At 49.3% G+C, this 3027-nt stretch carries 1 rRNA gene; it reads left to right on the plus strand.

Annotation, left to right across the window (positions count from 1 at the left end):
* Nucleotides 1–84 precede the first annotated feature (84 nt).
* Nucleotides 85–2975, plus strand: a 23S ribosomal RNA gene (locus CXF64_RS09905).
* The last annotated feature ends 52 nt before the right edge of the window (nt 2976–3027 follow it).

The following is a 3027-nucleotide window of genomic DNA, read 5'->3' on the forward strand; positions in this document are numbered from 1 at the left end:
ATTGATTGGTATCTACTTTAGTATTCAATATTGACTTCTGGCGAAGTTAAACTGTCACAAAACAAAGACCCGTTTGGGTTGTATGGTTAAGTGACTAAGCGTACACGGTGGATGCCTTGGCAGTTGGAGGCGATGAAGGACGTATTAACTTGCGATAAGCTTAGTCAAGCTAGTAAAAAGCGCTTGAGACTAAGATTTCCGAATGGGGAAACCCACCTGCTTGCAGGTATCGTTAACTGAATACATAGGTTAACGAGGCGAACGCGGAGAACTGAAACATCTAAGTACCCGTAGGAAAAGAAATCAACCGAGATTCCGAAAGTAGCGGCGAGCGAAATCGGAACAGCCCTTAAGCTTATTATGTGTTAATGGAAGGCTGCTGGAAAGCGCCACGATACAGGGTGATAGTCCCGTACATGAAAAGACATTTTAAGTGAAATCGAGTAGGTCGGAGCACGTGAAACTTTGACTGAATATAGGTGGACCATCATCTAAGGCTAAATACTCCCAACTGACCGATAGTGAACCAGTACCGTGAGGGAAAGGCGAAAAGAACCCCTGTGAGGGGAGTGAAATAGAACCTGAAACCGTGTACGTACAAGCAGTAGGAGCCCACTTGTTGGGTGACTGCGTACCTTTTGTATAATGGGTCAGCGACTTATATTTTGTAGCGAGGTTAACCGAATAGGGTAGCCGTAGGGAAACCGAGTCTTAACTGGGCGAATAGTTGCAAGGTATAGACCCGAAACCCGGTGATCTAGCCATGGGCAGGTTGAAGGTTGAGTAACATCAACTGGAGGACCGAACCCACTAACGTTGAAAAGTTAGGGGATGACCTGTGGCTAGGAGTGAAAGGCTAATCAAACCGGGAGATAGCTGGTTCTCCCCGAAATCTATTTAGGTAGAGCCTCGGACGAATACTTACGGGGGTAGAGCACTGTTAAGGCTAGGGGGTCATCCCGACTTACCAACCCTTTGCAAACTCCGAATACCGTAAAGTAATATCCGGGAGACACACGGCGGGTGCTAACGTCCGTCGTGAAGAGGGAAACAACCCAGACCGCCAGCTAAGGTCCCAAAGTCATAGTTAAGTGGGAAACGATGTGGAAAGGCCCAGACAGCCAGGAGGTTGGCTTAGAAGCAGCCATCCTTTAAAGAAAGCGTAATAGCTCACTGGTCGAGTCGGTCTGCGCGGAAGATGTAACGGGGCTAAACTATGCACCGAAGCTGCGGATTCAGAATTTATTCTGAGTGGTAGGGGAGCGTTCTGTAAGCCGTTGAAGGTGTACCGGGAGGTATGCTGGAGGTATCAGAAGTGCGAATGCTGACATGAGTAACGATAATGGGAGTGAAAAACTCCCACGCCGGAAGACCAAGGGTTCCTATCCCATGTTAATCAGGGTAGGGTAAGTCGACCCCTAAGGCGAGGCCGAAAGGCGTAGTCGATGGGAAACAGATTAATATTTCTGTACTCGATATAATTGCGATGGGGGGACGGAGCAGGCTAAGCAAGCATAGCGTTGGTAGTCTATGTGAAAGTGAGTAGGGCGTTTGTTTAGGTAAATCCGGACAGACATTAAACCTGAGACACGAGACGAGTCACTACGGTGATGAAGTTGCTGATGCCATACTTCCAGGAAAAGCCTCTAAGCTTCAGATTATATGGAATCGTACCCCAAACCGACACAGGTGGTCAGGTAGAGAATACTAAGGCGCTTGAGAGAACTCGGGTGAAGGAACTAGGCAAAATCGTACCGTAACTTCGGGAGAAGGTACGCTCCTATCTGTGATGAGACTTGCTCTCTAAGCGGACGGGAGCCGCAGTGACCAGGTGGCTGGGACTGTTTATTAAAAACACAGCACTGTGCAAAATCGCAAGATGACGTATACGGTGTGACACCTGCCCGGTGCCGGAAGGTTAATTGATGGGGTTATCCTTAGGGAGAAGCTCTTGATCGAAGCCCCGGTAAACGGCGGCCGTAACTATAACGGTCCTAAGGTAGCGAAATTCCTTGTCGGGTAAGTTCCGACCTGCACGAATGGTGTAACCATGGCCACGCTGTCTCCACCCGAGACTCAGTGAAATTGAAATCGCAGTGAAGATGCTGTGTACCCGCGGCTAGACGGAAAGACCCCGTGAACCTTTACTACAGCTTGGCACTGAACATTGAACCTACATGTGTAGGATAGGTGGGAGACTTTGAAGCAGCGACGCTAGTTGTTGTGGAGTCAACCTTGAAATACCACCCTTGTAGTTTTGATGTTCTAACGTTGGCCCCTGAATCGGGGTTACGGACAGTGCCTGGTGGGTAGTTTGACTGGGGCGGTCTCCTCCTAAAGAGTAACGGAGGAGCACGAAGGTTGGCTAAGTACGGTCGGACATCGTACGGTTAGTGTAATGGTAGAAGCCAGCTTAACTGCGAGACAGACACGTCGAGCAGGTACGAAAGTAGGTCATAGTGATCCGGTGGTTCTGAATGGAAGGGCCATCGCTCAACGGATAAAAGGTACTCCGGGGATAACAGGCTGATACCGCCCAAGAGTTCATATCGACGGCGGTGTTTGGCACCTCGATGTCGGCTCATCACATCCTGGGGCTGAAGTCGGTCCCAAGGGTATGGCTGTTCGCCATTTAAAGTGGTACGCGAGCTGGGTTTAGAACGTCGTGAGACAGTTCGGTCCCTATCTGCCGTGGGCGTTTGAGAATTGAGAGGGGTTGCTCCTAGTACGAGAGGACCGGAGTGAACGAACCGCTGGTGTTCGGGTTGTCATGCCAATGGCATTGCCCGGTAGCTACGTTCGGAACTGATAAGCGCTGAAAGCATCTAAGCGCGAAGCAGGCCTCGAGATGAGTTCTCACTAGACTTTTAAAGTCTCTGAAGGGCCGTTGAAGACTACAACGTTGATAGGCAAGATGTGGAAGTGGTGTGAGCCATTAAGCTAACTTGTACTAATTACCCGTGAGGCTTAACCATACAACGCCAAACGCGTTTTATGTGATAGTGAAACAAGCGAAGAAGTTAATAT

The sequence above is a fragment of the Pseudoalteromonas sp. GutCa3 genome (genome assembly GCF_002836155.1).
In the GTDB taxonomy this organism is placed as follows: Bacteria; Pseudomonadota; Gammaproteobacteria; order Enterobacterales; family Alteromonadaceae; genus Pseudoalteromonas; species Pseudoalteromonas arctica.